The 26,092-nt window shown below is 35.6% G+C and carries 24 protein-coding genes; 14 read left to right on the top strand and 10 right to left on the bottom strand.

Annotation, left to right across the window (positions count from 1 at the left end; genetic code table 11):
* The first annotated feature begins 138 nt into the window (after positions 1 to 138).
* The 4 genes from ACKU4N_RS04185 to ACKU4N_RS04170 all read left to right on the top strand — a co-directional run bounded on the left by ACKU4N_RS04185 (position 139) and on the right by ACKU4N_RS04170 (position 2,655).
* Positions 139 to 741, top strand: coding sequence for a BamJ family beta-barrel-assembly machinery protein (locus tag ACKU4N_RS04185; RefSeq protein ID WP_321320884.1), 603 nt, complete (start codon positions 139 to 141; stop codon positions 739 to 741).
* A 29-nt stretch (positions 742 to 770) separates the two neighbouring features.
* Positions 771 to 1,472 carry a BamJ family beta-barrel-assembly machinery protein gene (locus ACKU4N_RS04180; protein WP_321320882.1) on the top strand — a complete coding sequence of 234 codons (702 nt, stop codon included), beginning with the start codon at positions 771 to 773 and terminating at the stop codon, positions 1,470 to 1,472.
* A gap of 350 nt (positions 1,473 to 1,822) precedes the next feature.
* Entirely contained in the window at positions 1,823 to 2,260 is a 438-nt protein-coding gene (locus ACKU4N_RS04175) for a peptidylprolyl isomerase (protein WP_321320880.1), read from the top strand.
* Positions 2,261 to 2,280: 20 nt separating this feature from the next.
* Entirely contained in the window at positions 2,281 to 2,655 is a 375-nt protein-coding gene (locus tag ACKU4N_RS04170) for a DUF3127 domain-containing protein (RefSeq protein ID WP_321320878.1), read from the top strand.
* A 98-nt stretch (positions 2,656 to 2,753) separates the two neighbouring features.
* On the opposite strand, the gene ACKU4N_RS04165 is transcribed toward ACKU4N_RS04170, so the two are convergent.
* Complete coding sequence (locus tag ACKU4N_RS04165) at positions 2,754 to 3,176, bottom strand: hypothetical protein (RefSeq protein ID WP_321320876.1); 423 nt, start codon at positions 3,174 to 3,176, stop codon at positions 2,754 to 2,756.
* A 30-nt stretch (positions 3,177 to 3,206) separates the two neighbouring features.
* A complete protein-coding gene (locus tag ACKU4N_RS04160) occupies positions 3,207 to 3,782 on the bottom strand; it encodes an RNA polymerase sigma factor (RefSeq protein WP_321320875.1) in 576 nt (191 codons plus the stop codon).
* Between the two features lie 365 nt (positions 3,783 to 4,147).
* On the opposite strand from ACKU4N_RS04160, the gene ACKU4N_RS04155 reads away from it, so the two are divergent.
* Entirely contained in the window at positions 4,148 to 4,483 is a 336-nt protein-coding gene (locus tag ACKU4N_RS04155; RefSeq protein WP_321320873.1) for a DUF6249 domain-containing protein, read from the top strand.
* Positions 4,484 to 4,562: 79 nt separating this feature from the next.
* Here the strand turns inward: ACKU4N_RS04155 and ACKU4N_RS04150 are convergent, their stop codons facing one another.
* Complete coding sequence (locus ACKU4N_RS04150) at positions 4,563 to 5,846, bottom strand: M64 family metallopeptidase (RefSeq protein ID WP_321320870.1); 1,284 nt, start codon at positions 5,844 to 5,846, stop codon at positions 4,563 to 4,565.
* 114 nt (positions 5,847 to 5,960) lie between these two features.
* Here ACKU4N_RS04150 and ACKU4N_RS04145 point away from each other — a divergent pair, with 114 nt between their 5' ends.
* The 4 genes from ACKU4N_RS04145 (at position 5,961) to ACKU4N_RS04130 (ending at position 9,452) form a co-directional block, all read left to right on the top strand.
* The gene (locus tag ACKU4N_RS04145; protein WP_321320868.1) at positions 5,961 to 7,199 is read left to right on the top strand and encodes a mechanosensitive ion channel family protein; all 1,239 of its coding nucleotides are present in this window, start codon (positions 5,961 to 5,963) and stop codon (positions 7,197 to 7,199) included.
* Positions 7,200 to 7,201: 2 nt separating this feature from the next.
* A complete protein-coding gene (locus tag ACKU4N_RS04140; protein WP_321320858.1) occupies positions 7,202 to 7,495 on the top strand; it encodes a PQ-loop domain-containing transporter in 294 nt (97 codons plus the stop codon).
* A gap of 38 nt (positions 7,496 to 7,533) precedes the next feature.
* On the top strand, positions 7,534 to 8,088 hold the full coding sequence (locus tag ACKU4N_RS04135; protein WP_321320856.1) for a chalcone isomerase family protein: 555 nt from the start codon (positions 7,534 to 7,536) through the stop codon (positions 8,086 to 8,088).
* A 278-nt stretch (positions 8,089 to 8,366) separates the two neighbouring features.
* Entirely contained in the window at positions 8,367 to 9,452 is a 1,086-nt protein-coding gene (locus ACKU4N_RS04130; RefSeq protein ID WP_321320853.1) for a 3-oxoacyl-ACP synthase III family protein, read from the top strand.
* 377 nt (positions 9,453 to 9,829) lie between these two features.
* Here ACKU4N_RS04130 and rlmB read toward each other — a convergent pair whose 3' ends face one another.
* The 4 genes from rlmB to ACKU4N_RS04110 all read right to left on the bottom strand — a co-directional run bounded on the left by rlmB (position 9,830) and on the right by ACKU4N_RS04110 (position 14,675).
* Positions 9,830 to 10,570, bottom strand: a complete 741-nt coding sequence (gene rlmB / locus ACKU4N_RS04125; protein ID WP_321320851.1) for a 23S rRNA (guanosine(2251)-2'-O)-methyltransferase RlmB — start codon at positions 10,568 to 10,570, stop codon at positions 9,830 to 9,832.
* Between the two features lie 12 nt (positions 10,571 to 10,582).
* Positions 10,583 to 11,824, bottom strand: a complete 1,242-nt coding sequence (locus ACKU4N_RS04120; RefSeq protein WP_321320850.1) for a DUF418 domain-containing protein — start codon at positions 11,822 to 11,824, stop codon at positions 10,583 to 10,585.
* Positions 11,825 to 11,902: 78 nt separating this feature from the next.
* Positions 11,903 to 13,843: an ABC-F family ATP-binding cassette domain-containing protein gene (locus ACKU4N_RS04115; protein ID WP_321320848.1), complete on the bottom strand. Its 1,941-nt coding sequence runs from the start codon at positions 13,841 to 13,843 to the stop codon at positions 11,903 to 11,905.
* An 85-nt stretch (positions 13,844 to 13,928) separates the two neighbouring features.
* Complete coding sequence (locus ACKU4N_RS04110) at positions 13,929 to 14,675, bottom strand: AAA family ATPase (protein ID WP_321320846.1); 747 nt, start codon at positions 14,673 to 14,675, stop codon at positions 13,929 to 13,931.
* Positions 14,676 to 14,834: 159 nt separating this feature from the next.
* On the opposite strand from ACKU4N_RS04110, the gene ACKU4N_RS04105 reads away from it, so the two are divergent.
* Positions 14,835 to 15,269 carry a DUF7793 family protein gene (locus ACKU4N_RS04105; protein WP_321320844.1) on the top strand — a complete coding sequence of 145 codons (435 nt, stop codon included), beginning with the start codon at positions 14,835 to 14,837 and terminating at the stop codon, positions 15,267 to 15,269.
* Positions 15,270 to 15,325: 56 nt separating this feature from the next.
* On the opposite strand, the gene ACKU4N_RS04100 is transcribed toward ACKU4N_RS04105, so the two are convergent.
* Positions 15,326 to 16,441, bottom strand: coding sequence for a glycoside hydrolase family protein (locus ACKU4N_RS04100; RefSeq protein ID WP_321320842.1), 1,116 nt, complete (start codon positions 16,439 to 16,441; stop codon positions 15,326 to 15,328).
* Positions 16,442 to 16,649: 208 nt separating this feature from the next.
* Here ACKU4N_RS04100 and rlmD point away from each other — a divergent pair, with 208 nt between their 5' ends.
* On the top strand, positions 16,650 to 18,059 hold the full coding sequence (rlmD, locus tag ACKU4N_RS04095) for a 23S rRNA (uracil(1939)-C(5))-methyltransferase RlmD (RefSeq protein ID WP_321320840.1): 1,410 nt from the start codon (positions 16,650 to 16,652) through the stop codon (positions 18,057 to 18,059).
* Positions 18,060 to 18,409: 350 nt separating this feature from the next.
* Here rlmD and ACKU4N_RS04090 read toward each other — a convergent pair whose 3' ends face one another.
* On the bottom strand, positions 18,410 to 19,846 hold the full coding sequence (locus ACKU4N_RS04090) for an MATE family efflux transporter (protein ID WP_321320838.1): 1,437 nt from the start codon (positions 19,844 to 19,846) through the stop codon (positions 18,410 to 18,412).
* 693 nt (positions 19,847 to 20,539) lie between these two features.
* Between ACKU4N_RS04090 and ACKU4N_RS04085 the strand changes: the two genes are divergently transcribed.
* From ACKU4N_RS04085 to ACKU4N_RS04075, 3 genes are all read left to right on the top strand, one after another.
* The gene (locus ACKU4N_RS04085; RefSeq protein ID WP_321320834.1) at positions 20,540 to 23,122 is read left to right on the top strand and encodes a S9 family peptidase; all 2,583 of its coding nucleotides are present in this window, start codon (positions 20,540 to 20,542) and stop codon (positions 23,120 to 23,122) included.
* 163 nt (positions 23,123 to 23,285) lie between these two features.
* Positions 23,286 to 24,056, top strand: coding sequence for a peroxide stress protein YaaA (yaaA, locus tag ACKU4N_RS04080; protein WP_321320831.1), 771 nt, complete (start codon positions 23,286 to 23,288; stop codon positions 24,054 to 24,056).
* 105 nt (positions 24,057 to 24,161) lie between these two features.
* Positions 24,162 to 24,875, top strand: coding sequence for a hypothetical protein (locus ACKU4N_RS04075; RefSeq protein WP_321320829.1), 714 nt, complete (start codon positions 24,162 to 24,164; stop codon positions 24,873 to 24,875).
* 83 nt (positions 24,876 to 24,958) lie between these two features.
* Here ACKU4N_RS04075 and ACKU4N_RS04070 read toward each other — a convergent pair whose 3' ends face one another.
* Positions 24,959 to 25,954: a PorP/SprF family type IX secretion system membrane protein gene (locus tag ACKU4N_RS04070; RefSeq protein ID WP_321320827.1), complete on the bottom strand. Its 996-nt coding sequence runs from the start codon at positions 25,952 to 25,954 to the stop codon at positions 24,959 to 24,961.
* Positions 25,955 to 26,092 lie beyond the last annotated feature (138 nt).

Here is a 26,092-nt window from a genome sequence, read left to right as displayed (position 1 = left end):
GAAAGGCAAATGCAAAAAAAGGTTAATTACAAGTTGATTTTCGATATTCTGAGAGAAAAGTTTTACCTTAGACGATTCTTATGATTTTGCTGATCATAAATACAATTGAATTATTATAATTAAATTTACAATACCCGAATGAAGTACACAGAAGAACAAGATAAGGTAAGCTATTGCCTTGGATTAAGCATCGCAAGTAATTTAATAACTTCAGGAGTTAAAACAATTAGTGTCGAGCCATTTATGGAAGCTTTAGATGCTGCGTTTAATGGAAAAATGCCGGAACTATCTCCGGAAGAGGCGAATGGTATTCTTCAGGAGTTTTTTGGAAAATTGCAAGAAGAACAAGCTGGAAAAGCAGTGGAAGCAGGAACAAAATTTTTAGAAGAAAACTCTAAAAAAGAAGGCGTTGTAAGTCTTGAAAGTGGACTGCAATACGAAATTATCACAGAAGGAAATGGAGACACTCCAAAAGGAACTGATAGTGTTAAATGCCACTACCATGGAACTTTAATTGATGGAACAGTTTTCGATAGTTCTGTTAAAAGAGGAGAACCTGCCGTATTTCCAGTAAATGGAGTTATCAGAGGTTGGGTTGAAGCCCTTCAGTTAATGCCTTTAGGTTCGAAATGGAAACTATATGTTCCTTCGGACTTAGCTTATGGTGCACAGGGTGCAGGAAACCTTATCGGCCCACACACAACTTTAATTTTCGAAGTTGAATTGCTTGAAATCGTATAATTATATTTATAACCATAACAATCCAAAAAATGAAACTAAAAGTATTATCTATTGTACTAGGTCTTGGACTAATAACATTGGCTTCTTGTAATCAAAAAAGAAATAAAAGTGTTGCTCTAAACAACGAACTTGACTCTGTAAGTTATAGTTTAGGTGCTAGTTTTGGTACTAACCTTGAGCGTAACGGGCTTACTAATTTGAACGAAGAAGTTCTTTTGGCTGCATTGTATGCTTCTCTTGACAAAGATTCATTGGTAATTGATCCTCAAAAAGGAAATGCAGTTATCAACAATTACATCAAAGGTCTTCAGGAAAAAATTGGAGCTGAAAACTTAGCTAAAGGTCAAAAATTCTTAGAAGAAAACAAATCAAAAGAAGGTATCGTAGTAACTGAAAGTGGCTTACAATACCGAATCATCAACGAAGGAGAAGGTGCTAAACCTCTTGCTACGGATAAAGTTTCAGTTCACTACAAGGGAACAACTATTGACGGGAAAGAATTTGACTCTTCTTACAAAAGAAACGAACCAGCTACATTTGCGGCTAACCGTGTAATTAAAGGATGGACTGAAGCATTACAATTAATGCCTGTAGGTTCTAAATGGGAATTATTTATTCCTTCGAATCTTGCTTACGGTCCACGTGCAATGGGTGCTGATATTAAAGCAAACGAAACTTTAATTTTCGAAGTTGAATTGTTGGATATCATAAAAGACGAAACAAAAAACTAATTAATAAATCCAATTAATTAGTACAACTTATTAAAAGCAATTGCCCCTTTTGGAGTTTTCCAAAAGGGGTTCTTTTTTCTTTTTTGGCAAAGAATCTTTTTTTAGATTTGCATTCTTTTGCAACTGCGATTGCATTGTTGTAAATTTAAAATCTTGTTTTTAGAAGAATGGATTCTTTTTATTTAAATGCACTTACAACTAGTGCTTTAACAAAACACATCCTTCTGCTTTATAAAAACCAGACTTTTACAAATGGAACCAATTACTTCTCAATATTCTTGTGTAAGCGAATTAATGAGTCGGAATTCTCCTTTTGACACTAAAATTGAAATAATTTAAAACAAATAAAAATGATGCACGCAGAAATTCATACCGAAAAAGGAGTTATGAAAGTAGAATTCTTTGAGAATGATGCTCCAAAAACTGTTGAAAATTTTGTTAATCTATCAGAATCTGGATTTTATGACGGCCTGACTTTTCACAGAGTTATTCCTAGTTTTGTAATTCAAGGTGGTTGTCCTGACGGTACTGGTGCCGGCGGACCAGGTTACTCAATCAATTGTGAATTGAATGGCGAAAATCAATATCACGACAGGGGCGTATTATCAATGGCTCATGCCGGAAGAAATACTGGCGGATCGCAATTTTTTATTTGCCACGGTCGCGAAAATACTTCCCATTTAGATCGCCAACATACATGTTTTGGCAAAGTGGTTGAAGGATTAGAGGTTATTGATGCAATTCGTGCAGGTGATAGCATTGATAAAATTGTGATCGTAAAAGAATAATACAAAATATACAGAACATTATGAATTTTGAAATTAATGGTAAGATGATCGTGAAAGAGGAAACTCAATCAATCAGCGATCGTTTCAAAAAAAGAGAATTTGTTATTGAAGTTGAAAATGAAAGAAATTCTGAATGGAATGATTTTATCAAATTTCAACTAACACAAGATCGCTGCGATTTATTAGAAACAGTTTCTTTGTACGAAGAAATTAAAGTTTCTTTTAATGTTCGTGGCCGCAAGTGGGAAAAAGATGGAAAAGTAAACTACTTTTCGAATCTTGAAGCATGGAGAATTGAAAAAGTACAAGCTGGTGGTTCTCCTGTTCCTGAAATGCCGGAATTTAGAGCAGAGGATGTTCCTCCTGCACCAGAAGAAGATGATCTTCCTTTTTAAAAAATACAAAACCGCACTTTAACAGTGCGGTTTTTTCAATTAAAAAAATCAAATATTACTGAAATGCCGATACAATACCGACAGTGTTTGCTCTTCTATTAATGATGCAATAATTTATTAACAATTCTATCAAAAGCCACTAATCCTCCAAAAGAAACAGCAACAATGTAAACCATTACCGGAAGTTTTATTAAACTCTCAAATACTTTCGTTAAAATCTGATTAATTGGTTGTAAAAACACTGCATCAAGTTGATTCAGGAAAGGGTTATTGGTCGAACTAACGATAGTTCTCACATCTGTCCCCAAAAGAATAAGTACTACAAGTAAAATGAGTCCGCTTATCCAAATCCATTGATTCCTTGAAATCGGCTTCTTCATTTCAATAGGTTTTGCAAGCCAATCCTGCATTACCATATCCATAACCTTATTCGTAAATTGATCTGAGGTCTCCTCCAACTCAACGTCCTTCATCAATTCTTTGATAAAATCATCTTTATAGATATCTTCTTTTTTGCTCATTGCAGTCTAATTTTATATTCTTTCGAATACCTATAATATCGTTTTTAATTCACCATGCAGAGCCAACTCCAACTGAGTATAAAGCTTTTTTCTTGCACGATGCAATTTCACCTTAACATTGGAAGCGCTTAAACCAGTAATAGAGCAAACCTCATCTACCGAATTTTCTTCCAAATAAAACAGAGTAATAAGGCTCCTTTCATCACCCGACAACCTTTTCAATGCTTCAAAAAGGTACTTTTTCCTTTCAATATTTCTTAGTTCCTGTAAGGCCGACTGTGTTGATTTCACATTTACTGAACTTTTAAAATCATCATCAATAGAACTTACATCTAATTTTTTTTTCCTCAATCTTGATATGGCTGTATTATAAATAATCCGATAAATCCAAGTTGAAAATTTTGATTCTCCTTTATAGCTATCCAAGGCTTGATATGCTTTCAAAAATGCATCTTGGGCAATTTCTTCAGCATCTTCACGATTTCCCATTAGTTGCAAGGCTACATTAAACGTCATCTTCTTGTATTTATCTACAAGAAAAGCGTATGCCCCGGGATCTCCTTCTTTAATCCTAGCTATGTAATAACTATCCTTTTGAAACTTCATATACAAATTGTGCTTTCAATTTTGAAAAACAAAGTCAACAACTAAAAAGACATCGTTTCGTTTCATAATGTTGCGTTGATTTACTTCTTTCTTTTCTTTTAATTAAATCATCTACAACTTAGACGCATAGGATCTGGAATCGGTTACATCAATTATTCCATAATTTCAATATCTTTTTTTGCAATTCATTACTGGTAAGTTAAGACAATGATTTTTATTGAAATAATTCTAAGCCTCAAAAAAATCATAAAATATTTGTAACCTGTTTGAAAGAGGTTGCGTCATAAAGTTGAATGCAAAAATCAAGCTTTGGTTTTCGTTCACAATCAATAAAATAATAACAGTTTAATCTTAAAACTTAAATCATGGATATAACAGGAGTAGTAGCAATCATTTCCGTATTTGGAATCATTCCTTTGATCGTTTTCTTAGTGCACCGTCACAAAGAAAGACAAGCTTTAATTGAAAAAGGCATGGATATCAACCTTTTAGTTGGAGAAAAAAAGTGCAGCACTTTGGAAAGTTTAAAATATGGAGTTCTTCTAATTGGTCTTGCAATTGGAATTCTAATTGGAAATATCTTAGATGCTTACACAAGTTTAAATGAAGAAGTATCTTACTTTTCAATGATCTTTTTATTCGGTGGACTTGCCTTACTGGTTTTCTACGGAATTGCTAAAAAACAAGAAGAAGAAAAATAAGTAAACCAGATCATCTGCAAAAAATGCGCCCCGGTTTGGAGCGCATTTTTTTATTTTCTGATAGAAGTCTTGATATCACTTATTTTCCAATATGAAACAGTATCACCTGCTCCACAGCTTTCTCACAAACCGGGCAAAAATGTTTCATTTGATTCGATTTCATTTTGCAATCCTGCATCGGTGAATAAATTCCCTTAGCCATATAACCACCGCCTTCAAATACACCTAAACTATCAACGAACCCGGGAGTTCTTGGCGTAGGAATAGGAATCGCATCATCCAACATACTCTTCCATTTACGATCAAAATCAACAAGAGTGGTAATATTTGGCTCCCAAGGTTCAATTTCCAGATTATAAAAATCTTCATATGCCACTTCTGATGAATAATACTCATCTCCCAATCCGGCAAACCCGTGACCAAACTCATGACTTGAAACTTCATATGACAATGCATTATCGGCCGAACAACTCGAATAATAATTGTAGAATCCACCACCACCGTACTTGTCGGTATTAATAAGAACAAATATCTGATCGTACGGAACATTTGCAGAAATGTCATGCAATGATTTGATATCAAAAGTTGTTAGGTAACGATCAACATCGAAAGTATAAAAAGTAGTATTCACTACAGTATTTTTATAAATATTTTCACCTGGAATATCAGTTCCTGAATCTTCGGAGACCGATTCTAAAGCATAAATATTAAATCGATCTGCATACTTATCAAATGGAGGTACATCAAGCAAATAACCGGCCACACGTTTTGCATCCGCCCTAAATTTCTCCATTTCGCCGGCAGTATACCCCTCTGCTATAAAAGCAATATCAACACTTTCTGCAGGATCACCTTCTCCCATTATCTTTGTAAATGAAACACTCTTGGGTTTTTCCTTACCAATAAAATAATTAGTCGGGTCAATCGTATATTCCCAAATCACCTCCATGGTTCCATCTCTTTTTCTGGATTCCAATACAAATCGTGCTGTTTGTTTCGGATAAGGCATTACATTCACCTGATAAAATGCTCTTTTTAATTCTTTTGCTTCGGCTGTTGACTGCCATTCCTGAAACAAAGAGTTAAAACCTTTTGAATAAATTAATTCACCAGATTCCACATCAAAAAGTTTAAACCGGTATGTTCCGTACCCAAACAGATCAGTTAAATTGGTTTTACTTCCTCCCCATTTAGGCTCTTCTTTCAATTCTTTTAGAAAAATAGTTTGAGAATTTGCATCACCACCCATCATATAATCAATCCGCAGCGTTTTGCTCTCAAAATATTTATCGAAATCACTTTGTCCGTAGCAAGCAGAATAAAATGCAATTAGCACAACTACCAGTAAAGATTTTTTATTCATGTTAATAGATTTTGGATTTAGACTCTAAATTTACAAATTATTATGAATACACTTTTCTTTTCCTGTCAGGAATAGATATCTTAGATTTTTAATTTAAAATAAATTTATCCTCATATGAAAGAACTCTTGGGCGTTGAATTAAAAAATTGGTTGATGAGCGGAGGAATAGCCGAATATTGGGCAATAATATTGCAATCGCTTATCGCAATCATTATTGTAATTATAATTGCATGGATATGTGACATCCTTGCAAAAAAAGTTATGATTTCCATCATCACCAAATTAGTTAGAAAAACTAAAACCAATTGGGATGATATTCTATTGGAACGAAAAGTATTTAACAAAATAGCCCATTTTGCACCTGCTGCAATCATTTATTTCAGCGCAGGTATGATTGACCATGAAGGCTTGAACAACTTCATTCAAAATGGAGCATACGTGTATATGATTATTTTGGCAATTATGCTGATTGAAACGTTTCTTAACGCCGGAAATGATATTTACAACACAATGCCAGTAAGTAAAACAAGGCCAATCAAAGGTTTCTTGCAAATTGTGAAAATCTTCTTTTACTCAATGGGAATTATTTCCATTATTGCTCTATTTATTCAGAAAGATCCATTAACAATAATTGCAGGAATGGGAGCCTTTGCTGCTGTAATCCTGTTGATTTTTAAAGATACAATACTCGGATTTGTTGCTTCTATTCAACTATCTGCCAACAAGATGGTAAATATCGGCGATTGGATTTCAATGCCATCAAAAGGAGCCGACGGAACCGTTATTGATATCAGCCTAAACACCGTTAAAGTTCAAAACTGGGACAAAACCATTAGTACGATTCCTACTTACGCTTTGGTTTCTGAATCGTTCAACAATTGGAAAGGGATGGAGGAATCTGGTGGACGAAGAATAAAACGCCATCTAAACCTTGATGTAAAATCGATTCATTTTTTAAGTGAAGAAGAAATAGAAAAATTTGAGAAAATCCGTTTGTTAAAGGATTATATGATTGAAAAAAAGAATGAAATCCGGGCAAACAATCCAGAAGGCGAAATTCCTGTGAATCAAAGAAGATTAACCAATGTTGGTACCTTTCGAAAATATGTTGAAGCTTATCTTCAGGAACACCCGAAAATTCACAATGAAATGACCTTCCTTGTTCGTCAATTACAAGTATCCGAAAAAGGATTGCCCTTGGAAATATACGTATTCTCAAAAGATCAGGAATGGGCAAATTACGAGGCCATTCAAGCTGATATCTTCGATCATATATTAGCAATAGTTCCGGAATTTAATTTAAGAGTATTCCAGAATCCAACTGGAGACGATTTTCAAAAACTAGCAAAATAAGAATGAGAACAGCATTACTAAAATTAAATTTTTTTGAATCTCTAGGTTGGTTCGGCAATATTATTTTAAGCATTGGAGTAATACCTCAGGTAGTACAAACCTACAAAACACATGATGTTGCAAGTTTTAATTGGCCATTTTTACTCATGTGGGCCTTTGGGGTGCTCTTTACTTTTATTTATATTGTAAATGGAGATTTAAAATCCAATAAACGCCAATATCCGCTGTGGCTTAATTATTTAGTAAATATATTTGCTACCTTTTACCTTTGTTACGCTAAGCTGATATTCAGTTAAAAATAAATGCATCATACATCAACCTAATTACATAAACGATGAAAAAACTACTTACTCTTTTTCTTTTATTATCAGGCTTTTACAGTATTCCTCAAACAAGAATTGGTGGAATTGAACTACCAAACGAATTGATTGTTAAGGAGCATCAGTTGCAATTAAAAGGTGCAGGAACTCGTGTTAAATTTTGGATGGACATGTATGCAATGGGTTTGTATCTGTCAGAGGATATGAATGACGCTGAAAAAATTATCTCCACAGATGAGAGTATGGGAATCCGCTTAGAAATTATATCCGGATTAATTACATCGGAAAAAATGGAAAAAGCTACCAGAGATGGCTTTAAGAATGCCACCAATGGTGAAATGGAAAATATCAAACAGGAAATTGATGACTTTATTTCTGTTTTTCTGGGTGGTATTGAGAAAAAAGACGTGTTTGAATTTATATACTCTCCTGCTATTGGGACTTTGATATATAAAAATGGTGAATTAAAACAATCTATTCAAGGATTGCCATTCAAGCAAGCCTTATTCGGCATATGGCTTTGCAGCAAACCTGCAGATAAAAACCTAAAAGAGAATTTATTAAATTAATCAACCACTTCACATTACATACATTACAACTGTTTTACTTGAAGTAGTTACTATGTTCTTTATGCTTACTAAACTTTAAATTAACCATCTAAAATCCGTTAAAAAAACACCACTTTTAAAATAAATATTTACCTTAGCTTCGCACACCTAACAGTAAGTTGATCTTTCAGCTTATCAATAAACACAAATCTTTCGGACACAAAAAAAATTGTCTCTTAAGAAAATTTTGTGCACCTAAAATAAGGGCACATTTATTAGTCGAAACAAAAACAATAACAATGAGTACCAAAAGATTTTCGAAAATAGTTGGGTCAGGTAGTTATACCCCAACCATTCGAGTTAAAAATGAGCATTTTTTGAATCATGAATTTTTCGAACCAAATGGCCAGAAAATTGAAACTCCCACTACTGAAATTATAGAGAAATTTAAAGACATTACTGGGATTGTTGAACGAAAATATGCCTCTGCCGATCAGCAAAACTCAGATCTTGCCTATTTGGCCGCAAAAGATGCCATAGAATCATCTAAAATAGATAAAGAAAGTTTAGACTATATAATCGTTGCGCACAATTTTGGAGATGTTAAACCGAACTCTACGCTAACAAATCAATTGCCTTGTTTAGCCGCAAAAGTGAAAAATCTTCTTCAGATTGAAAACCCTAAAACGATAGCTTACGATGTTTTATTCGGATGTCCGGGTTGGATTCAATGTATGATTCAGGCTGACTACTACATCAAATCAGGCGATGCACAACGGGTAATGGTAATTGGATCAGAAACTTTATCAAGAGTTTGTGATCCGCACGACAGAGACAGTATGATTTATTCTGATGGTGCAGGTGCTGCAATATTGGAAGCATGTGAAGCAGAAGAAGCATCGGGAATATTATCTCATGCCATGAGAACCGACACGATTAATGAAGCTTTCTTTTTGCGCGCTGACATTTCGGACAATGCCGATTTTGAGGGAAACAGCAATAGTCTTTTCATTAAAATGTATGGCCGTAAAATTTACGAATATGCAATTACAAATGTTCCAGGCGTTGTAAAAGAAAGTATTGATAAAGCAGGCTTGGATATTAAGGACATCAAAAAAATCCTTATTCATCAGGCGAATGAAAAAATGGATGAGGCCATTGCTAAAAGACTCTTCCGATTGTATCAGGAAAAAAACATTCCTGAAAACATAATGCCTATGATTATTAAAGAAATGGGAAATAATTCAGTCGCAACTGTACCAATTCTTTACGATCAAATTGCCAAAGATAAATTAGACGATCATAAATTAAATGAAGGTGATTACGTTGTTTTTGCTTCGGTTGGTGCCGGAATGAACATTAATGCTTTTGTTTATAAGGTTTAAAGCTTACTGCCAAAGCAATGAAATATCTTTTTTTATTTTTTTTTAAAAAAGGTTTGTAATCCAAAATTAATTTTAGCAAATTAGCGGAGCTGAATCTGAAACACGCAAGGGAATTAGGAGATAGAGGAGATAGACAAATTCAGAAGTCAGAATCAAACAGCATTCTAACCCTAAGATTACTATAGATAATTACCCGACCAAATTCGTTTGATTCGGGTAATTCTTTTTTAAGACAGACTGACTATTCGAGGTCAGAATTTATTTTCCTCAATAGACCTTTATTAAAAAACGATTTAAATCTTCTATTGATTATTATTGTTAATAAAAAAACGCAGAAACTAAATTCCTGCGTTCAAATCTATATTTTTTTTAGAAGACTAACTTCGTTGTCTCACTGCCTCGTATACCATTAAGGATGCTGCAACAGATACATTCAATGATTGAATTGAACCGACAATTGGAATTTTAACCTGCTCATCAGCCAGGCGAAGCAAAGCATCTTCAATACCAACATCTTCCGATCCCATTACAATAGCTGTTGCTAATGTAAAATCACCTTCAGTATAAACTTTTTCAGCCTTTTCGGTTGCTGCTATTATTCGAATTCCTTCTTTCTTCAAATAACGGGCAAGAGTCTTTAAATTTTGAACTCTGCAAACCGGTATGTTATACAAAGCTCCGGCAGATGTTTTAATAGAATCAGGAGTAATCTTCGCTGAATTCTTAAAAGGAATTACAATGGCGTGTACACCAGCACATTCTGCAGAACGAGCAATAGCCCCAAAGTTACGCACATCTGTAATTTCATCTAAAAGCAATAGTAGAGGTATTTTACCTTGAGCAAATAGTTCAGGTACAATTTCTTCTATTTCCTGATAAGGAATTGGAACAATTAAAGCAACAACTCCTTGGTTATTATGCTGATCCAAAGAATTCAACTTCTCAACAGGAACAAATTGATATTCAACTCCCTTTTCGCGAATTAAATCGAATAATTCTTGAAACAAAGGACCTGCTAATCCTGTTTTGATCAATACTTTTTCAATTTCCTTTTCACTTTTAATTGCTTCCATTGTTGCTCTGATTCCGAACAACATCTCCTGTTTCTGTTTAGCCATCGATTAATTTGCTTATTGGTATTTTACATTCAGTGATAACTGTGGCTTTTCCTTGTAAGTTAAATATCGCCACAACCATTCAAATGGTCCCATTTTATAATATTTCAGCCAGATAGAGGAAGAAATCAATTGAAATATCCAAATCAACAAAACCCAAACCAGTAATTCTGTTCTTGAGTAACGTGCAAACATTCCAAAGCCATAACTATAAAAAATAATGGAACAAATTATGGATTGACAAAGGTAGTTCGTAAAAGCCATTCGACCAACTGCTTCTAACGCTTTTGTGAAAAAACGCAAAATTTTCATTTGATAAACCAAAAGAATCAAACCAATATAACCTAAGGAGGTAAACAAACTGCCAAAATAGTTGAACTGATAGCCGTATTTGAAGAAATAAATTATCTCCCATTTGGTTTCAACGATGCGATGAAATCCTTCATTGGCAAAAAAAGTTCCTATGCCAATGCCTGTCAAAGCCATCAAAAAATAAAATAGTTTCGATTTTGCCGCGACTAACACTCCATTATTTAGCAATACCATTCCCAGCAACATTATTCCGGTTGTTCTCCATAAAGACAGCATAAAAAATGAGCCTACCTGATAGTTCATATTTAATTGAGCCCTTTTCACGAAAATATCAAACCAACTGCCTATTTGACACAAATCAATTTCTGCGGTTAATAATTCCGGACCAGGACTAAAATCTGCCATAGTTTCTTTAGCCATCTCGGGTGGCATATTTTCAAAAAAGCTTCCCACCAAATAAAAAAATCCCATTGGAATTAGATACAGTAAAGCACACAGCACAATTTTCCAACTATCCTTCATCTTTCGAAGCAGAACTGCAACCAAACCCACAATGGCATAAGCAACCAAAATATCTCCAAACCAAATTAAATAAGCATGCAGCATCCCAAATAACAATAACCAAATCATGCGTCGGACATGAAATTTTGCCCCATCCAGTCCCTTGTCATTTAGCCGGTTGATAAATAGCAGCATACCTGCACCAAATAAGATGGAAAAAATCGTCATAAACTTCAATTCCCCAAATACATTCACAATATAATAAGAGAAATAATCAGGCGTTGACAAATCACCCATTACCGAAGGATTGGCAAAAGAGGCATTTGGAAGTCCAAATAACTGGATATTAATTAATAAGATTCCTAACAGAGCAAATCCACGAAGAAGATCCAGAGATTGTATTCTTTCGTTGGGCAAAGTTGGCTTAGCAGTAGTTGGCATCATTTTTTTTGATTATAAGATACTAATTATCTTATAATCAAACCCTGGCAGACAAATCATTTAATAAAAGAAAATAGTTTTTCACTCTCCTTTTTCAGCAATCAACTGCTCCAATTCTTCATTAAAATTCTCCCAATCAGACATTTCTTTTTCAAGATCTTTTTTGGTTTTCTCATATTTCGCAAACAGAGACTGATCCTGCATTTTTTCCGGATTTGCAAGCATTTCCTCCATTGTGGCTATTTGTTCTTCGAAGCGTGCTATATTATCTTCTGAATTTGAAACAGCTCTTTCCATTTTAGAGATTTTCTTATTCATCTCTTTCCGCTCCAAATAATTCAACTTGTTATCAGAAGGCGCAACATCTGCCTGAACTAAAGAAACAGCTTTCTTCACTTCCAATTCCTTTAAGGAATCCATCTTCTTGGTTTGCAGAAAATCATAGATTCCTCCCAAATGTTCTTTTATCTTCTTATTCGTAAACTCATATACTTTTGAGGAAAGTCCATTCAAGAATTCACGATCGTGAGAAACTACGATTACCGTACCATCAAATTGATTCAATGCTTCTTTCAAAACATCTTTCGATCTCATATCCAAATGGTTGGTAGGTTCATCGAGTACAAGAAGGTTCACGGGTTCCAAAAGCAAACGAATCATAGCCAAACGGGAACGCTCTCCTCCCGATAAAACCTTCACTTTTTTATCAATATCCTCGCCCCGAAACATGAAAGCACCCAAAATATCACGAATCTTAGTTCGAACATCTCCAACAGCAACATCATCAATCGTTTCAAATACCGATTTGTTTTCGTTCAACATCTGAGCCTGATTTTGAGCAAAATAGCCAATCTTTACATTGTGTCCCAACTTACATGTACCCGTATGCTCTAGTTCGCCCATCAAGACTTTTACCAGTGTCGATTTCCCTTCTCCATTCTTACCCACAAAAGCAAGTTTTTCACCTCTCTCAATTACAAATTCAAGCTCATTTAAAACCAAATGATCACCATATGCTTTGCTCAAATTTTTCACCTCACAAACCAAATCGCCAGATCGTGGCGCCGGAGGAAATTTCAGGCTTAGTTTCGAGCTATCCTCCTCGTCAATCTCGATACGGTCAATTTTATCCAATTGCTTGATACGGGACTGAACCTGAACCGATTTTGTTGCCTTATAGCGAAAACGCTCAATAAAGTCTTCAGTATCTTTTATTTGTTTTTGCTGATTAATGTAGGCTTTCATTTGCTGTTCGCGACGCTCTGCGTGCAAAACAACATATTGTGAATAGGGAACTTTGTAATCGTATATTTTACCAACAGAAATTTCAACGGTTCTATTGGTAATATTATCCAAAAATGCCCGGTCATGAGACACCAATACTACGGCTCCCGGATAAGTTTTCAAAAAATCCTCCAGCCACTGAATTGATTCAATATCCAAATGATTTGTTGGCTCATCAAGAAGGAAAACATGCGGACGACGCAACAAAATTTTCGCCAATTCTACGCGCATTCTCCATCCTCCGCTAAATTCTGTAGTCTGTCGGATGAAATCGCTTCTTAAAAATCCCAATCCAAGTAAAGTACGCTCAGCTTCGGCCTCGATATTTTCACCACCCATCATATGGTAGCGGTCGTTTTTATCCGTCAATCTTTCTATCAGCTTCATGTACTCTTCCGATTCGTAATCGGTTCGTTCTGCAATCTCTGAATTAATTTCAGCAATTTCCTTTTCCAAGCCCAAAACCTCTTCAAAAGCAGATAAAGCTTCCTCCATCACGGTATTGCCATCGATATGATTTACCTGCTGAGGTAAGTATCCTATTTTAATCTCATTTGGTAATGATACAGTTCCCGTTGTAGGCGCCTGAAAACCAGCAAATATTTTTAGCAAAGTTGATTTTCCTGCACCATTCTTCCCAACCAATCCAATTCGGTCGCGAGTATTTACAATAAAACTTACTTGCTTAAAAAGGGTAAAGCCACCAAATTCAACCGTAAGATTGTTAATAGAGATCATACTAATTCATGTTTTTCTGTTAAAGCGACAAAGATAACAACAGTTCTCAGTTATCCGTAATCATTGATCAGTAAATACAACCATCCTAATTATCACAAATCACGGTCAGCTTATCTTCCTGCAAAATTTTTGCTTTTTTTATTAATTCTGATTCAATGATATTTTCTTTCACTTCGAGCATCACAATGGTTTCAGCCTCGGCAAAAGAGATGTCATAAATCCGGTTTACTTTCTGATATTCCTTCGGATATTTTGAAATCAATTGATCGTACAATTTATCCAAATAGATTTTAGAAGGGTTGTGAAATTCCAGCTTCAGCTCAAAACGTCTAACCAAGGCCTCATCAATTAGGTCAATTTGGTTGGTCGCGGCAATTACAATCGAGTTTTTTGGTAAAGAATCAATCAGCTGAATCATACTATTCACCACTCGTTTCATCTCGCTGCTATCGGTATTGTCGTAGTTTCTTTCTTTGCCCAAAGAATCGAACTCATCGAAAAACAAGACAGCTTCCTGAGTTTCTGCCATTTTAAAAGCAGCAGCAATATTTCTTGAGGTTTCTCCTAATTTAGAGGAAACAATATTGCCCAAATTAATCGTTTTCAACTTCTTGCCCAACTTATTTGCAATTGCTCTGGCAGTCATGGTTTTCCCACATCCTGATTTCCCAAAAAGCAAGAGTTTATTCACAACCGGCAAGCCAAATTTATTTAGTATTTCAAGATGTTCGTACTCTCGCAGAAACTGTTCCACTTTAACCGACAACTCCTTGTCAAAAACAATATCCTCAAAATCAACCCGTCCCATATTGGGAACAAATAAATGATTCATACTTAACTTATATGTTTGTGTTTAAATATTTTGCAAACCTAACATTTAATCTTCAATCCGGAAAAAATCATTTGGTAGTTTTAGAAAAAGAATTACATTTGCGAACCCTAATTAAATCTAAAATATGAACATAATAATCAGTTAATTAATAAAAATAGAGTGGGAAATTCATATTACACCTATGCAGAGGAACATAAGCTTTTGATAGAATGCTTTTGTGGAGAGACGGAGATTGAAAATGTATTTGAATTAAAAAATGAAATTGAAGCTAATTTAAGCCAAGTGCCTAAATATAGTATTTTGGTTGATATTCGAAAAAACACCAATAAACCTTTTCATAAAAAGGATGATGATCTTACCAAATTCTATTCAAAATCAAAATCAACTTTAAAAATTGACAGTATTGCTATTCTTACCAATACTCCAAACCAGGTTGTAAACACTACGCTGTTTATTGAAGGCTTAAAAAAAGAGTTTGATATGCCGATAAAAATATTTAGTTCTCTTGAATCAGCAGTTAAATGGCTTAATACTGGCATTGATCTGAACAAGGTAAAATCAATTCTTAAAGAGTTTAAAAAACGATCAGTTTAAAACAAAAAAGGGAATTCCAAATGGAATTCCCTTCCTTGTCTTCTATCTATTCAATCTTAATTCTTGGAATAATCTTTATAAATCGCTTTTTTAAATTCCACCCAATGCGCTTCGGTCATTCTATCGGGCGTAAACAAACAAATTCCTTTTGTTCCGTTAACCATCGACTCGCGTATTGCTTCGCCCAATTCCTCCGGCAATAAACCGTGATTTTCAGGATCTGCTTCTTTCGACTTAGAATCAGGCTTTGGACAAATGAATAAACCGCTGTAAACAGGTTTTTCTCCCTTTACACTTTCAGATGATTCCTTACACATCTTGCCAACCCATTCTGTGCCCTCCAGATAAAAATCGTTATAATTCATTGGGTAAAAAGCATCTAAATTCCATTTATCCCACTCCTGACGAACCATTTTCACTGCATGAGAATGAGGCCCGGGAAATACCGCCGCTGTAATTTCTTTTCCTTGCGCATGTACATCCTCAGCCAAACGGTTTACTAATTTCGTGATCAAATCCTGACGGAATTGTTTCCACTCCTGAATATCTCTTGCTTCCGTCTGATTGGCAATTTCAATACCCGTTTTAGCTTTGAAATCGGCTTTACACTTGTCGCAGTAACAATAGTCAAACTCCGGATACTCCTTATCCATTACCAAACCGTACTTCTTCCAAAGTCCTTTCGCCAAAATTACATCCGGGAAACGGATATAGTCCAAATGAATTCCATCAACTTCCGGCAAGGCAGCTATTTTAGTATATAATCCAGACAAATATTGATAGACCTCTTCCCTGTTCGGACACAAAAATGTGTAATGATCAACATAAGCAGGTTTCTCGTAAGCTGATTCCCCATTTCCATTAACGGCATACAATTCCGCAGGAATGTTTTCATCACGTCCTTGTACCATAGTTGGTATCCAGGTATGAAATTCGAGACCTGCCTCTTTGGCAATTTTACCTACCCGCTGATAAACCAAAGGATCATGACCTCCGTTGTACATCAAACCATCAATTCCTTTTTCTTTTAAATCAGTAAAATTTGCTTTTAACTCAATATCTGTGGCCTCACCAGGCCCCCCCATCCATGCAAAACATGGAACTTTTGTTGTTTGTTTTGTTCCGCACGAAACCAATACAAACATTGCAAAAACAGCAAGTAACTTGTTCATAGTACTTTTATAAAAATTGAAATGTGGCTTTGGAATACATCGTAAATATATAAAATTAAGTGCCAAAAGCGATTAAATTTTAGTTGTCACCCCTTAGTTTAGGCGATTTCGAATAATAATGGCAAGGCTAATCCACTTTTTAACCTTTCTACTTTTCGACCTTTCTACTTTTATCTATCTTTGTCGTCGTATTAAATCAATTGTAAGCGTGGGAAGAAATAGAAAGCAAAAACCACTTCTGGAAAAAGTAGTAATAGAGAAGTTAGCCGCCGAAGGCAAGGCGATTGGGAGAGTTGATGAAAAAATCGTATTTGTTACCGGTGTAATACCAGGCGATATTGTTGATGTGCAAGTCAACAAAAAGCGTAAAAGTTTTATGGAAGGCTATCCTGTTGCTTTTCACAAACATTCACCCATGAAGATAGATGCTTTTTGTGAGCATTTTGGGGTTTGCGGTGGCTGCAAATGGCAAAATCTACCCTACGAAGAACAACTAAAATTTAAACAACAGGAAGTTATTGACAATTTAGAACGGATTGGCAAAGTAGAACTGAATGGTATAAATGATATTCTGGCATCAGAAAAAACTGAATTTTACCGCAACAAACTTGAATTTACTTTTTCGAACAAGCGTTATCTTACCAATGAGGAAATTGCACTTAGCGATGATATAAAAAGAACTCCTGCTCTTGGTTTTCACGTACCAAAATTATTCGACAAGGTGGTTGATATTAACAAATGTCACCTGCAGCCGGAACCATCAAATGCTGTTCGTTTGGCCGTTAAAGAATATGCTTTTGCAAACAACTTATCCTTTTTCGATATCAGAAATCAGGAAGGATTTCTGCGGACATTGGTAATTAGAACCTCAACAACCGGCGACAACATGATTATTGTGGTATTTTACCATGAAGATGTTGAGAAGCGGGAAGGATTATTGAATCATCTGGCAGAAAAATTCCCGGAAATCTCTTCATTGATGTATATCATTAATGAAAAAGCCAACGACTCAATTACCGATCAGGATGCCATCTTGTACAAAGGTGTAGATCATATTTTTGAGCAAATGGAAGATCTGCGTTTTAAAATTGGTCCAAAATCGTTCTACCAAACCAATTCGGAGCAAGCCTACAATTTGTATTGCAAAACACGAGAATTTGCCGAATTAACAGGTGACGAAGTAGTTTACGATTTGTATACCGGAACCGGAACCATTGCTAATTTTATTGCAAAACAGGCAAAAAAAGTTATCGGAATTGAATACGTTCCCGAGGCCATTGCCGATGCTAAGGTGAATTCTGAAATTAACGGAATCAGCAACACTGAATTTTTCGCCGGGGATATGAAAAATGTTCTCACCAAAGAATTCATTGAGCTTCACGGCCAGCCGGACACCATTATTGTCGATCCGCCACGGGCAGGAATGCACACCGATGTGGTTGAAACCATTCTGCACGCTGCTCCAAAACGCATTGTTTATGTGAGCTGTAATTCGGCTACTCAGGCACGCGATTTAGCTATGATGGACGAAGCCTACAAAGTAACCAAAGTACAGGCTGTTGATATGTTCCCGCACACACATCATGTGGAGAATATTGTGCAGCTGGAGAGAAGGTAACCATTCAAAAACAAACAGAAAATCCCTCTTAAATTGCTTTAAGAGGGATTTTTATTTAGAATTAATTCTCAACACAACATTTGAATATGCAATATCAGTTAATTGAACAGCTATTTTGAAAAAAACGATCACAAACCATAGCCTTCACATTTTATGCTTACCGCAATTTTTTGCGAACAGCATCGCAACTTTTTACGGTAAGCATCCTTCAAACGCTGCCTCACTATGCGGTATTCTCTCCTTCATTATAAAACAAAATTTCTCTGCTTAGTAACCAAAATCCGGCTATTAACTGTTTCACTGTAAAAAAAAGCCTGAAGAAACATTCGTTGTTCCTCAGGCTTTATTCACTATACTTTCATCAACTTCCACTTCCCTTGTTTAAACCAAAAAAGGGCAATTAATGTAAGCGTCATTTCTGCTATTATTATCGAATAAAATACTCCCTTTTCATCCCAACCCAATTGAATGGCCAGGAAATAAGCAAGTGGAATTTCAATAATCCAGAAACTAATCAGATTAAAATAGGTTGGTGTCCGGGTATCTCCGGCTCCGTTTATTGCATTCAGCAGTACCATTCCTAAACCATAAAAAACAAAACCCATGCTGATTATTTGCAATGCTTGAATTCCGTTACTTACAATGAATTCATCCGGAGTAAATAATTCAATAAAAAAACGTGGAAACAGGTAAAAAACAATTCCCATTAAGCCCAAAAATACGACATTAATTTTTCCTGCAGCCCAAACCGATTTCTCAGCCCTTTCCGGCTGATTTGCTCCCAAGTTCTGACCAACCAATGTCGCTGCAGCGTTGCTCAATCCCCAGGAAGGCAGGAGGATGAATATCAGCAGCCGAATGGCAATGGTGTAACCGGCTATGGCTGCACTTCCAAATTCTGCCATGATCCTCATCAAACCAATCCAACTCGATGTAGCAATGATGCTTTGCCCTATTCCTCCAACCGATAAGCTGACCAATTGTTTAATTGTCGCCCATTTTAGCTGAATATGTTTCCATTTTAAATGAATCTTCCCTTTTCCCTTGCCAAGCATAACAAATTGGTAAACTACCGCCAAGCCTCGTCCCAGACTTGTAGCAATAGCGGCTCCTTCTACTCCCATGGCCGGGATTGGTCCCCAACCAAAAATCAACAATGGATCCAAAACAAGATTCAAACAATTCGCAACAATTAATACCCTCATCGATAAAGCAGCATCACCCGCCGAACGAAATATGGCATTATTGATGAAAAGAAGCATGATAATCACGTTACTTCCCAAAATAATGGTCGCATAGCCCGACATTTCATTCACAATGGTTGAATTAGCTCCCATTAAAGCCAATAAATCCTTCGAGTAAAAAATCCCGGCAAACGCAATAAATACAGATACAAACACACCTGTTACAATGGCCTGAAATGAAACCTTTGATGCTTCTTCTGGTTTGTTCTCGCCTATGCGCCGGGCAACCAAAGCGGTTGTTGCCATCGATAATCCAAAACCTATTGCATACACAATGGTGATCACCGACTCGGTAATTCCTACTGTAGCCACAGCGTCGTCACCCAATTTGGAAACGAAAAATATATCGGCCACAGCAAATACCGATTCAAAAATCATTTCCAATACCATAGGAATCGCAAGCATAAAAAGCGCTTTGCTAATCTTCCCGTTGGTATATATTTTTTCACTTCCCGAGAGTGCCTCCAGAAAATAGTTCCACAGTCTCCCAAGCTTATTTAATTGATCTAAAATTCCTTCCCTTACTCTTATATTATGGTGCATTCTGTTTTCGTTTTTGATGTTCAATAAACTCGTTTACTCTTTCTCTTATTCTAAAACAATTTGTTTTATTGCCAACCGGATCTTTCACCGTGGCTTGCCCGCAGCAATACATTGATGTGCTCATAATTTACCCTCCAAAATTTTAGGTGTGTAGATATACGTATCGAGTGGCTTTCGCCCCCGTTACAATAAAAAAATAAAAATTAATGTGAATACGGAAAGCTTAAGCTGATTTAGCTCTTATAAGTGCAAGGTGATGATGTGACAATTGTATTCATAGCTTTCCTCCGTTTTTTAAGTAAAACAAATATAAGTCATTTTCATTAAATCATTATAACTTGACCTTTATTTTTTTTTTCAACTCCCAAAATATTGAATAAAAAACAAATGAATTTGCACTTATCGTGTTAAACGGCACAGATATCTAAAAAGGACTGGTTTCCCAACAAATATCCTTTTTTATCAAACTAAAATTCCATAGTATTGATGTTTAAAATGCCAAAACGGTTTTAACACACTGCGAAATGATCATCTAAGCAGGCTAAATTCTCCCGAAACAAGTTCGGGACAGGCTATCTGACAAAAACTTAAAATTATAAACAGATGAAACACCCATATAAAATGCTTTACACACAGGAAGATGCTTGCAATTTGGGTGTTCCATGTGACAAATAAAAATCAAATTATAAACACATGAAAAGATATTTTGTACCTACAATGATGGTACTGCTAACTGCAACCACATGCAGCTTCGCACAAAAAGAGAACAGCAAAAGCATTACAATTGAAAACTGGCTTCAAACCGATCCTGTAAGTTTACAACTACCAGCTTTCCACTCTACAAAAAACATCGAAGGAAAAACCTTCGAATTACAAAACCTTTTACAGGACAATCAGCTTGAAATAGATGAACTTCAACCTGCTGAAAAGGACAATTTAAAGTGGAACGGTGAAAACTTACAATGGAGCAAAACAGCCACCAATAAAAAAGGTTTTACAGGCAGCAAATCTGCCGAAAACAGTCTTTTGTTTTATGCGTCTTATTTCTCTGCGGATGAATGGATGCAAGCAAAATTAATTATAGAAGCCTATCCACTTCTTGAAGTGTATATCGATGGAGAAAAAAAGATTTCACACTACAAGGCAGAAACTGATGATGCCAAGGAGCTTTCGGAAGAACTTAAGATTGAACCCGGTAAACACTGCATCCTTGTAAAAGTTGTAAGCGGGAAAAAGAACGACTTTAAACTTGGTATTACTCCAAATAAGCCCTGGGATGAAAACAATATAAAATTATCCTTATCGCCGCAACAAAGCGTTACCATTCATAAAATATTGGATGGCGAAAATGTACGAAACATCGAATTATCTTCTGATGGTAAATTTGCCTTACTTAGTTACAGCAGAACACTTCCTCCATCGGACAATAGTGAGAACTGGAAAGAAATTCAGGAAATTGAGAGCGGAAAAATCTTATACTCCTTCCGGGGAAGTCAACTGGCAAATATTCAGTGGCTGCCTACAGGAAACCGTATTTCGTACACCAAAGAATACAACGAAAAAACAAGCCTTTTTATTTTTGATTTTGAAAACGGAAGAGAAACGGAAATTGCCAATAGTATTGCTGATTTTTCGGATTACAACTGGACTCCCGATGGGAAACAAATCATTTTCTCAGTAACGAAAGATTATTCGGAAGATTGGAAAATCAGAAAAATTCAAGGAATGGAAGATCGTTTGCCTTGGTTTCGAACCCGAAGTTTCTTATACAAACTGGATGTTGACAGCGGCGTAAAACAACGCTTAACTTATGGAACGATCACAACCGGCTTGCAGGATATCAGTCCCGACAGCAAATACATTCTTTTTTCTCAATCACGTCCCGATTACGAGGAATATCCTTACGATAAACAAAATCTTTATCAGATGAACCTCGAAACTTTCGAGATTGATACCATCTGGAAAGACAAACTTTTTGGTGGTTCGGCAAAATACTCTCCTGACGGCACTCAGCTTTTGGTTCAGGCAGGTCCTTCCTGCTTTGGGAAACTTGGCGAAAACATTGGAAAACAGCCATTGGCCAATAATTACGACGGACAATTGTACATTTTCGATCTGAAAAACAAAAAAGCCGAACCAATCACAATTGATTTCGACCCATCAGTTAGCCAGGCTGTTTGGAACAAAAGGGACAAGAATATCTATTTAAAAGCAAATGATAAAGATTACATCCGACTGTATCGTTACCAACCAACTAATAAGGAATTCAACGCTTTACAAATAAATTCAGATGTTATTGGCAACTTTAGCCTTTCGGCCGACGGAAAAAACATTGCCTGCACGGCATGCAGCATATCTTCACCTTACAAAGCTTTTGTTTATGAATTGGCTTCGAATACAAGTAAGCTAATCTCTAATCCGCAAAAACAAAATCTAAAAAACGTGAAATTTGGAAAAACAGAAGACTGGAATTTCACCAAAGAAGATGGCAAAACCATTATTGGAAGAATTTACTATCCTCCAAATTTCGACTCCAATAAAAAATATCCTGTAATTGTAAACTATTATGCAGGCACATCACCCGTTGAAAGAAGCTATGGCGGCCGATATCCTTTGAATCTTTATGCATCAATGGGATATGTTGTTTATCTGCTTCAGCCAAGCGGAGCCGTTGGTTTTGGGCAGGAATTCTCAGCAGAACACCAAAACAACTGGGGAATTACCACTGCTGATGAAATTATTGAGGGAACTAAAAAATTCTTAAAAGCTCATTCTTTTGCTGATGCAGATCACGTAGGTTGTATTGGTGCATCCTACGGTGGATTTATGACGATGTTGCTGCAAACAAGAACCAATATTTTTGCTGCAGCCATTTCACACGCCGGAATTAGTGACATTACCAGTTACTGGGGCGAAGGATATTGGGGATATTCTTACAGTGTGAATGCTTCCGGTAAATCATTTCCTTGGAACAATCGAAATCTATATATCGATCAAAGTCCATTATTCAATGCTGATAAAGTTGTAACACCAATGTTACTAATTCACGGAAGTGTTGACACGAATGTACCTCTTGGTGAAAGCATTCAAATGTATCAGGCATTAAAATTACTGTGGAAAGATGTCGATTTTGTTCAGGTAAAGAATCAAGATCATCACATTAAGAATTATACCCAACGAATACTTTGGAACAACACCATATTTGCCTATTTCGCAAAACACTTAAAAAAACAAGCACAATGGTGGCAGGATTTATATCCGGATAAAAATTTATAGCAATTTGAGGCGGTTAAATCAGAGGGTGTTCTTAATCAGAGCACCCTTTTGTTTTTTAGGATTGGTTCATAGACAAAAACTAAGTCTTTATCAATAATGATAAACACTATTGATGTTTCAGGCAATTATAAGTAATTTTAAATTCAATCATAAAAAATACTCTATGCTAATTGTAATATCACCTGCCAAAACACTGGATTTTGAAAGTCCGGCACTCTCAAACATACATTCTGATGCTTCATTTTTAAAAGAATCCAATCTTTTAATCAAAGAGCTTCGAAAACTGAAAGTCGATGACATTGCCGACCTGATGGGAATCAGTCCGAAACTTGCACAACTGAATTTTGAAAGATTCCACGAGTGGAATACTCCCTTTACAGCAGAAAATTCAAAACAAGCTTTATTGGCCTTTAAAGGCGATGTTTATACGGGTATTGATGCCTCCTCTTTCTCTGAGGAAGATTTTCTAAGATCCCAAACCGATCTTAGAATCCTTTCCGGACTATATGGCGTTCTTAAACCAATGGATTTGATTCAGGCCTATCGTCTTGAAATGGGCAAAAAGATAAAAACGGGCAGAGGAGATAATTTGTATCAATTCTGGGGCGAATCAATCACCAAATCAATTAATCAAAGTTTAAAAGAAAACAATCACAATCATTTAATAAATCTAGCCTCTAACGAATACTTTAAAGCCATCAATAAAAAGAAGATTGAAGCCGAAATAATCACTCCTATTTTTAAAGACTTAAAAAATGGGGAATACAAAATGATTAGCTTCTTTGCCAAAAAAGCAAGAGGATTAATGACTCGATTCATTATTCAGAATAAAATTACCGATCCCGAAGAATTAAAAGCTTTTGATTTGGATGGATACATGTACAATCCAATGCTTTCAAAAAAAAATGATCCTATTTTCACAAGAGATCATTAACGAAAAATTACCTTATTTAAAAGCGTTTAAGGCCTTGTTTTTACTCGCAATTTTTACTAAGTTTAAATAAGACAATCTCAATAAAAACCTGAAAATCCTTCTCCTATGACTGATAAGAACTTTGTAGTTAAATTCGGAAGCCTGCTTAAAGAGGAAACCCTTGAAGTTATTGACAGCAAAATATTGCCTAATACAATTGTTTTAGAAGCTACCAACCCTTTTCCCGGCTACTATGAATATTATGAAGGAATTCAAAAAGACATTAAGCCTCATTACATTTATTTGGTAACTGACAAAAAATGTGATTTAGAAGAGTTTACACGGGTTACTCAAAAAATCATGTCGTATTTTGAAGTAGATTTTCATGCTGCGATGGGTACCATTACAATTTATAACGATGTTTATCATGTAATTAGAATTAGAAGGTTAACCCAATATGATCAAATAAAAGATTTACAGTCGTGCTATATAGAAGAAGGTATTAATTTAAAATCGAATGCATCGATACCTCACAACTCCAAAGCAATGATTCAATTGGATAAGTTTTTTGCATTGGATGAGCTTGGTAATGGATATTTCTCTGATCACATTGAACCAAACCATGGCTATTTTACCATTCCAAAAAAGCTAAACTGGAAACAATTTGAGCACTTGACACAGCAAGTGAAATACAATATGGAGATGTTTCATTTTGATGCCTCTCTAGGCTTTATTTACGACAATTTTAAAGCTGTAGATATGATTCGTATTTATGCTGAAAATCTTGACCTTGAATTACTGAAAAAAATTAGGGCCAAATTTATTGAAAGGATTAAATAATTAAATTTGAATCAAACATGAAAAAGGGCTGCCAATAATGACAGCCCTTTCTTTATAGTTTATATTTATTCTTTCTATTAATCTTAAAATACCGGAGAACGGACGGCTTTAATCTTTCGTTTCCTTTTACTGGTATCAAATGCCAAGGGAAATGAGAACGAAACCTCATGTGCTCCTGTATTGGTATGGATCAATTTTGTAATTGCGTAGTCGTAACTATAAGCAACTTTAAACCTTTCGGTGACAAAACCAACCATGGCAATAAATGAATCGTAATTCAGTTCAAAATTTTGATTAAACCACAATCCAAAAACCATCGAACTCTTGCTGGCATACAAACCATAATTCATTTGAGAAAAATCGCCTTGCTGTTGAAATAGTATGGCCGGGGCAATTATCCACTTGTCAACATAACTACGACTTCTTCCTCCTAATACAAATTCAGCTCCTGCATGAAAAGTATATTTGGTTTCCAATTTATCTTCCTGTTCATCATCAAAACTAAGATCCGGCTTTGCCAGGTGATGAGCAGCAATACCAAAATAAAAATCTTTATAATAGGCAATTGCTCCCAACGAGAAATCCCATCCATCTTTTTTCCTGTTCGCAGGATCATTATTATTGTTATGCTCGAATATTTTACCATGAATTGGTGACACCTGATCCGGGAACACTAGATTTGTCCAATCTACTCTTTTTTGCAAAAAAGACGCTTGAATGGCTGGTCTCACAATTAAATCATCATTAATCCGAAGGTAAAACGAATACATCGCAGCAAAATTTGTCGTTTTAAGTGCTCCATCTCCCTGATCATCCTGAATAACCATAATACCTATTCCCCCGTTTATGGCTTCATAAAAATTATCAAATGAAACACTATAGGTTACATAGGGTAAATCCAAATTTGGCCATTGGTTCCTGTAATTTAGGCTAACATTGGAATAATTAGTAGAACCGGCAAGCGCCGGATTCAAATAAAGTTTATTGGCATAAAATTGAGAAAACCGAATATCCTGAGCTTTACCCGTAGAAACAATCCCTGCAATCAATATACAAAAAGCGAATAGTGCCTTTTTCATAAATATTATAATTAAAGTTCTCCCAAAGGAGAATTTTCATTTAGTGGTTAATTTCAAACTATACGCGCCAAAATTTATTTTGTTAATAAAATACGGCATTATTTTATTTTTTTATTTCAAAAAGTCATTTCCAATAGT

This window comes from Labilibaculum sp. (genome assembly GCF_963664555.1).
Lineage (GTDB): Bacteria > Bacteroidota > Bacteroidia > Bacteroidales > Marinifilaceae > Labilibaculum.
This window is presented reverse-complemented; position numbering and strand designations above follow the sequence as displayed.

Coding starts and splice junctions, on each gene's coding strand:
- ACKU4N_RS04175 (WP_321320880.1), top strand. CDS start 1,823: ATGATGCACGCAGAAATTCATACCGAAAAAGGAGTTATGAAAGTAGAA.
- ACKU4N_RS04085 (WP_321320834.1), top strand. CDS start 20,540: ATGAAAAGATATTTTGTACCTACAATGATGGTACTGCTAACTGCAACC.
- ACKU4N_RS04150 (WP_321320870.1), bottom strand. CDS start 5,846: ATGAATAAAAAATCTTTACTGGTAGTTGTGCTAATTGCATTTTATTCT.
- ACKU4N_RS04090 (WP_321320838.1), bottom strand. CDS start 19,846: ATGCACCATAATATAAGAGTAAGGGAAGGAATTTTAGATCAATTAAAT.
- ACKU4N_RS04115 (WP_321320848.1), bottom strand. CDS start 13,843: ATGATCTCTATTAACAATCTTACGGTTGAATTTGGTGGCTTTACCCTT.
- ACKU4N_RS04100 (WP_321320842.1), bottom strand. CDS start 16,441: ATGAACAAGTTACTTGCTGTTTTTGCAATGTTTGTATTGGTTTCGTGC.
- ACKU4N_RS04155 (WP_321320873.1), top strand. CDS start 4,148: ATGGATATAACAGGAGTAGTAGCAATCATTTCCGTATTTGGAATCATT.
- ACKU4N_RS04130 (WP_321320853.1), top strand. CDS start 8,367: ATGAGTACCAAAAGATTTTCGAAAATAGTTGGGTCAGGTAGTTATACC.
- ACKU4N_RS04075 (WP_321320829.1), top strand. CDS start 24,162: ATGACTGATAAGAACTTTGTAGTTAAATTCGGAAGCCTGCTTAAAGAG.
- ACKU4N_RS04170 (WP_321320878.1), top strand. CDS start 2,281: ATGAATTTTGAAATTAATGGTAAGATGATCGTGAAAGAGGAAACTCAA.
- ACKU4N_RS04145 (WP_321320868.1), top strand. CDS start 5,961: ATGAAAGAACTCTTGGGCGTTGAATTAAAAAATTGGTTGATGAGCGGA.
- ACKU4N_RS04160 (WP_321320875.1), bottom strand. CDS start 3,782: ATGAAGTTTCAAAAGGATAGTTATTACATAGCTAGGATTAAAGAAGGA.
- rlmB (WP_321320851.1), bottom strand. CDS start 10,570: ATGGCTAAACAGAAACAGGAGATGTTGTTCGGAATCAGAGCAACAATG.
- ACKU4N_RS04140 (WP_321320858.1), top strand. CDS start 7,202: ATGAGAACAGCATTACTAAAATTAAATTTTTTTGAATCTCTAGGTTGG.
- ACKU4N_RS04120 (WP_321320850.1), bottom strand. CDS start 11,824: ATGATGCCAACTACTGCTAAGCCAACTTTGCCCAACGAAAGAATACAA.
- ACKU4N_RS04110 (WP_321320846.1), bottom strand. CDS start 14,675: ATGAATCATTTATTTGTTCCCAATATGGGACGGGTTGATTTTGAGGAT.
- ACKU4N_RS04185 (WP_321320884.1), top strand. CDS start 139: ATGAAGTACACAGAAGAACAAGATAAGGTAAGCTATTGCCTTGGATTA.
- ACKU4N_RS04180 (WP_321320882.1), top strand. CDS start 771: ATGAAACTAAAAGTATTATCTATTGTACTAGGTCTTGGACTAATAACA.
- ACKU4N_RS04070 (WP_321320827.1), bottom strand. CDS start 25,954: ATGAAAAAGGCACTATTCGCTTTTTGTATATTGATTGCAGGGATTGTT.
- ACKU4N_RS04135 (WP_321320856.1), top strand. CDS start 7,534: ATGAAAAAACTACTTACTCTTTTTCTTTTATTATCAGGCTTTTACAGT.
- yaaA (WP_321320831.1), top strand. CDS start 23,286: ATGCTAATTGTAATATCACCTGCCAAAACACTGGATTTTGAAAGTCCG.
- ACKU4N_RS04165 (WP_321320876.1), bottom strand. CDS start 3,176: ATGAGCAAAAAAGAAGATATCTATAAAGATGATTTTATCAAAGAATTG.